Genomic DNA, 5758 nt, shown 5'->3' with positions numbered 1-5758 from the left:
ATCTACCTAAATGCACATCATAATTTTTTTCTCCTATCCATTAACATGAAGTTAGTTACTGAATCACTGTTGAAGAAATTGCATTTATTCAACAACACCTAATTGGTATTTAGTAAAGAAATCGTCCATTTTTGGAAAGATCTATTACGGCTATATATCTTTCATCTAAGCCTTATAATGACAATACTAAACCTGAAATAACAATGATGAAACAACACATCTGTGCCGTACTTGCTACCTTATTTTTCACCCAATTAGCAATTGCCCAATCTACTGACACCTTCATTGACTCGCGAGATGGCCAAACTTATAAAACGATCAGCTTTAAGGAAGCTTCGACGGGCAAAACCTTTACCTGGATGGCACAAAACCTGAACTATAAAGTTGAAGGTAGCTATGCATATGATGACAATGAAACTAATCGAAAAGAACTGGGCTTGCTTTACACTTGGGAGGCTGCGAAAAAAGGCTGTCCCAACGGTTGGCATTTATCAACCGATAGCGAATGGGCTAAACTTGTGAATCAGTTTGGCGGTATGGACTATGCCGGTGAAGCGCTAAAAAGCGTCAAAGGCTGGAAAGAAGACGGTAACGGCACGAACAGTAGCGGCTTTGACGCTCTACCGGGAGGTCAACGCAGACCCGATGGTAGTTATATGGTACTGGGTAGTCTCGGTTTCTTTTGGACGTCCTCACCCGCGGGCGCTGAAGGCAAAGCCTGGGGATGGAACTTTCATTATGGCGGCCCTCCCAGTAGCAATAAATTAAATTTAAAAAAAGCGTTCCGTTTCGATGTCAATGTAGCTGGCGCAGTCTCGGTTCGTTGTGTTCGGGATTAAGTTATTTGCCTGCGGTTATGGAGATGAAAACAAAACCATACACCCAGGAATTAGAAAAAATCCGGAGGCTAATGGAAGGGCAAGACTGAGATAAATTACTTGAATCAAACAAACGTCCGAATTATTAGCGACACGTTTTATGACAAACAACTTATCAATTCAATTGTCGCCAGTCTACGTCTCTAAGCTCTTCATTATTAGGTGGTCTTGTATAAACTCTCATGTCTTCTTCGCAGGCTCCGAAATTTATAAAGTTCTGTTGACCAGCCCTTAATGAGACCTTATTAGCGCCACCATCATAATTTGGGTTTTGTTTCTGAATGGGATCATCTTCCCAAAAACACACAGGACAAATTTCATAATGTCCTGGCCCAAGATCCATTGTTCTATATCCACAGCAAGGGCAGGTGTACTTCGTCATAAAGCATTCAGGTCACGGTCCTATGTGAAAAGTATCAAATAAAACATGATTGAACAATTTATAAAATGACAATGAATAAAAGCAAGCAGTCAAGAAACCGTCCCATTCACAAACCACTCGTTTTATGGACTCATGTGAATACCAATAACTTTTTTGGTAATTTGGGCAACATAAGATTTGATTATACAACAGAAAACCCTAATGGGATGATGCAGAAAGGGTTAAAAACAGAAGTTAGCGAAGAGTTGAAGCGAATGATTCTTAAAGAATGGGCATGGCTAATTGGAACAGATAAAGTAGTCGTAGCCATCACTAATTTGGGGGATGCCTTCTTCAGCGATAAGAGTGGTTGGATCTATTGGTTGGATACGGGAAGTGGCGAACTGGAAAAAGTTGCGGATAGCTTAGGCGATTTTGACGAATATTTGGCTGATCCGGAAACAAGTGATGTCTGGCTTTTAAGCAATCTGCTGAACGATCTCGAAGCCGCCGGTATACACTGCCAAGAACATGAAGTTTACAGCCCTAAACACCATCCCCTCATTGGCGGTGAGTACAAAGCCGATAACTTTTATTGTATTGATGCACTGGAGCATTTTTCCTTGTCCAGCAGCATTCATTTCCAAATTAAGGATCTACCAGATGGGACACCTATTCAGTTTACTATTAGCAGGTAAAATTGGACGAAAGTATGCTATGCCTAGTTGATCGGACATAGTTGAATAGTGGTTAATTTAAATAACATAAGTTTAATTACAGAACTACTGTAAGAGAAATGCAATTTCTTCGCAAACTACTGATTGGCATTTAGTCAAAATAACGTCCCTTTCTTGTCCAAATAATGGGGAGTACCTCACCAGCCCAGGCAGCTTCATCATTTCTATTTAATACTATGAGCATCCTTTCTTTGAGAAAAGGTAAATTTTAAACTCTTCAATAATTGGTGAGATTTTACACGTAGCAAACGTCACACTAGAAAAAAAGCTCTACCGAACCCGCGGTACTTTTCGTTCAATCTTTTAATTTAACCCAGAATTGTTTATTTGCTACTCGATGTGCATCAAACTGATTTTACGAGATCCGCGAGGAAAATTGTACTTTTGATTGTTAAGCCCAAGGACATAAAAAAACAGGCATTTGCCGATTTTAGTCAAGTCTCATTTTCATAATGGTATGTACAGTCATTAGCATCATTTGTAAGTAATGTTTATCATAACTTGATAGAAGTCACCTTCGACCAGACCAATTTCAGTTTCGATAGATGATTGAGATGTTTCATTGGTTTTTCTATACCCAACTATCTTCCCTATCGTTTCCTTGTAAACATATCCGTCCGCAGAAATTGTATTTTTGAATTTTAAAAATCTTTCTTTCGACTCAGTAGCAAAAACTATGGTATACTCGTTACTCTCATATTTTTTTTTAAATCCCAATACTAGAATCTCACTATCCACCTCTCGCTTAAACCTTAGAAGGCCCTTCAATTCTCCTTCATTTAAAAACTTATTATTAGCAAGATAAGTATTGAGTTCATTCTGTGTGAATTTGGCTATCTTTTCTAAATCAGAACAGCGTTGAGGTAATGAATTAAAATTTAAAGCTGACGTGCTTTTGGCTCGAATTATTTCATAATTGACAATAAATTGCCCCTCATCATCATCTATGCTTTTATCATTCAGAGAAAGCCATAAAAATCCCGCTTTATCAGTTGTAAGTGTATTATTGCTGCCTGCTAAATGCCAACCATTGATACCTGAGTGCGTGTAAACTAATGCACCATGTCTTGCATTGGGTGTAAAATTGTAGTCTGTGAATCCATTTATGCCATCAGGCCCACCATACCCGGCGAATGCGCCCAACCTTATTGACCCTCCTGCCTTTATATTCACCTTATCTCCGGCATTTAAAAAAATTCTAGTTTCGCAGGAAGTTGGAGTTACTACCAGTGTGCCTTTGTCATTGTTTATTACTGAATTAACATACTTATTATATTCATCAGGATCAAGTGAAAGTAGATTTTTGTAGGCGATCACTGATCCAATTTCAGCAGTTTCGGAATTATAATTATCAACATATTTTATATTTCTCTTCTCAGATTGTCCTGGTTTTACATAAAATGAAGCATCTTCATACATAGTTTGACCTGTAGTTAGGCGAACCTTTCGAATGGCATTCACTCTAGTAGTGGATGAGCATGTGTTCGTAAAGACACTATAGGAATAATAGGTTGAGGGAACTTGTTCTTGCTTTTTGACTCGTTTTGGTTCTACATATGTAGGCAAACCAACAACGCCCATTTTATAATAGCCCTTTTCTTCTTCATACCAAGTCCTTGTATACCCAGCCTCACCTCCCGTTTCGGTACGACTCGTAATGCAGGATGTATTGTTTAGGTAGCGATCTTGTATGTAATACACGTCGCAAATGGAGTACTGATAGGTTAGCTGAAGATTCTGGTTTTGAGCCATTAATTTGGCCGCGAAGTAATTGGAGATAAAAAAAAGTAAAATGAATTTGTGTAAAATTAGTTTCATGGAACGAATAGATTTTGTGATATAGAGAATAAACGGGAGGGGCTCAAATGTTCGGTTTAAAATTAATTCAAGTTTTAGAGCTATACAACTACATGTCTACCAAACAGTCACAAGTCACGCTTGCCTTAAGCGTCTTTTATTAAACGGTGCCAAAAGCTACCCATCTCATAAAGGGCTCTTTTTTTGTTTAGTGCCGCATACTGACACCTGGCCGTTCATGGTATGAAAAACCAGTTTCAATAACACATCTGCCGGGCGGCCTCATCAGAAATCTACTCTCCGATTGGAGTCTTGGTCATGATTTTGTGAAACAAAAATCAAGTAAATAAACCGTCCCATTCAAAAACACCCAATTTATGTCAATAGGTGTTTGGTCGTATCAATTTTGTAATAAATGCGTAATCTTCTGCATTTATTGATAACTCACGGGCAATTGCTTCTATTTGGCGATATATATCTCCGTCTATAAGGATATCGTATTCATAGATCTGAGTTAAAAGCGTATCGAATGCCAAACCACGCTCATTGTTTTCGAGGTATGAACGTGCATCATTACTATCCTTTTCCGGTAATCCAAGTGAACTGCACTTGAAAATTAAATCAAATATGTCAGTGTCTAGCGAATTCATAATCATTTGCAACAAAACTGAGGTGAACTAAATCTACATCCATTTCTGGATATAGCCATTTTTTATCAACCGTAAATTAATCGTCCGATTTTTGAAAGATTAATGTACTTTCAGCATGTTGGATTTTGCCCAAATAAACTGTGTTTTTAATGAACTTTTCAATCAATGGATATAACGGATTTATTAAAGTCGAGATCTCAGAAGTTTTTGGTTACCCCAATCGCACGAGCCATCTAGGAGGGTATGAAACCAAAAGTCAATTGTCTATTCGCAGTGGCGGTTTTTCTTTCGAAGGCAAAATATGGCCCTCTACTGGGCAGATATTTCAATTCTACCAAAATTTGCAAAAAACCTATTCATGCTTACAAGGCGAGACAATTTTCCATTGTGAATTTGATCCTTTGTTCACCCTTACATATGATTCAAACGGCCACCTTTTTATTAAAGGAAAATTTACAGAGAGAACGGAAGAATGGAATTTATTGGAGTTTGAAATAAGAAGCGATCAAAGCTATTTGGTGCATACAATGGCTGAACTTAAACAAATTGTGATGAAGTATGGCGACGATGAAGGTAATATTCCACCGGAACCAAAAGAAGTTTGTTAGGTCTAGAAAACGTCCGATTTATTAACCACTCGTTTTATGAAATGTTCACTTTAGGCAATAGAGAAGAAATTCGCTGAAATTCGGTATACAATAGGCCGATCAATAAGAGAGGAATGAAATTGACCGAAATAAAGCTTTCTGTAGAAGCAAGGCTAATTTTAAAATTGATTAGAAACAGATTAAAAATAACCTCAATATTGTCTGAAACTTGTAAACCAATGTACGAGCTAGCGCAAAAGGTATAAGTCATTCCTTTTAATGAAAAGGAAACCACTTGTAGTATTTGTAAAACAATACTAATCCAAATACTTAATAATAGGAATTTTTTATTCCTAGTTATCTGTAAGACTCCAGCCGTAGAAAGTAATATGAAAAGAAACGCAATTGGAATGACCAATACTTCCACATTCCGCTTGTGCCAAATAGGAATCCAAATATTCAGCAAGAGAAAAAAGCCCAGTATGCCACCAGCAAATTGATAGTAACCTAAAATCTTGAGTCTATCCATGACTTTTTGATGTGTATGGCCATCTCTACTCCAGCCGACACAAATCTAATTTGAAAAAAGTTGTGGCACGAATCAAGTTTTAGTAAACAAATCGTCCGATTCACAACTTATTAACCACTCTCTTATGAACTCATCAAGAATATTGCAGCTTTTTTCATAATTTGAGAAGCATGAGATTTGATTGAATAACTGTATTAAAATATGAGGAATACCACAGAG

At 37.5% G+C, this 5758-nt stretch carries 6 protein-coding genes; 3 read left to right on the top strand and 3 right to left on the bottom strand.

The genetic code is table 11. The features are described 5' to 3' along the window. Positions 1–203 precede the first annotated feature (203 nt). Positions 204–839: an FISUMP domain-containing protein gene (locus EHT25_RS00030; protein WP_124868780.1), complete on the top strand. Its 636-nt coding sequence runs from the start codon at positions 204–206 to the stop codon at positions 837–839. Between the two features lie 154 nt (positions 840–993). Here EHT25_RS00030 and EHT25_RS00025 read toward each other — a convergent pair whose 3' ends face one another. Then, on the bottom strand, positions 994–1260 hold the full coding sequence (locus EHT25_RS00025; RefSeq protein WP_124868778.1) for a CPCC family cysteine-rich protein: 267 nt from the start codon (positions 1258–1260) through the stop codon (positions 994–996). 71 nt (positions 1261–1331) lie between these two features. Here EHT25_RS00025 and EHT25_RS00020 point away from each other — a divergent pair, with 71 nt between their 5' ends. Continuing rightward, positions 1332–1937 carry a T6SS immunity protein Tdi1 domain-containing protein gene (locus EHT25_RS00020; protein WP_221622226.1) on the top strand — a complete coding sequence of 202 codons (606 nt, stop codon included), beginning with the start codon at positions 1332–1334 and terminating at the stop codon, positions 1935–1937. Positions 1938–2450: 513 nt separating this feature from the next. On the opposite strand, the gene EHT25_RS00015 is transcribed toward EHT25_RS00020, so the two are convergent. Then, complete coding sequence (locus tag EHT25_RS00015) at positions 2451–3794, bottom strand: hypothetical protein (protein WP_124868774.1); 1344 nt, start codon at positions 3792–3794, stop codon at positions 2451–2453. A 359-nt stretch (positions 3795–4153) separates the two neighbouring features. Continuing rightward, entirely contained in the window at positions 4154–4423 is a 270-nt protein-coding gene (locus tag EHT25_RS00010) for a MafI family immunity protein (protein WP_185731234.1), read from the bottom strand. Between the two features lie 149 nt (positions 4424–4572). On the opposite strand from EHT25_RS00010, the gene EHT25_RS00005 reads away from it, so the two are divergent. Then, positions 4573–5031, top strand: a complete 459-nt coding sequence (locus EHT25_RS00005) for a WapI family immunity protein (protein WP_124868770.1) — start codon at positions 4573–4575, stop codon at positions 5029–5031. Positions 5032–5758 lie beyond the last annotated feature (727 nt).

This window comes from Larkinella rosea, from assembly GCF_003858635.1.
Lineage (GTDB): Bacteria > Bacteroidota > Bacteroidia > Cytophagales > Spirosomataceae > Larkinella > Larkinella rosea.
The sequence above is the reverse complement of the archived record's forward strand: the minus strand, read 5'-3'. Positions and strand labels throughout refer to the sequence as shown.

Coding starts and splice junctions, on each gene's coding strand:
- EHT25_RS00005 (WP_124868770.1), top strand. CDS start 4,573: ATGAACTTTTCAATCAATGGATATAACGGATTTATTAAAGTCGAGATC.
- EHT25_RS00030 (WP_124868780.1), top strand. CDS start 204: ATGATGAAACAACACATCTGTGCCGTACTTGCTACCTTATTTTTCACC.
- EHT25_RS00025 (WP_124868778.1), bottom strand. CDS start 1,260: ATGACGAAGTACACCTGCCCTTGCTGTGGATATAGAACAATGGATCTT.
- EHT25_RS00015 (WP_124868774.1), bottom strand. CDS start 3,794: ATGAAACTAATTTTACACAAATTCATTTTACTTTTTTTTATCTCCAAT.
- EHT25_RS00010 (WP_185731234.1), bottom strand. CDS start 4,423: ATGAATTCGCTAGACACTGACATATTTGATTTAATTTTCAAGTGCAGT.
- EHT25_RS00020 (WP_221622226.1), top strand. CDS start 1,332: ATGAATAAAAGCAAGCAGTCAAGAAACCGTCCCATTCACAAACCACTC.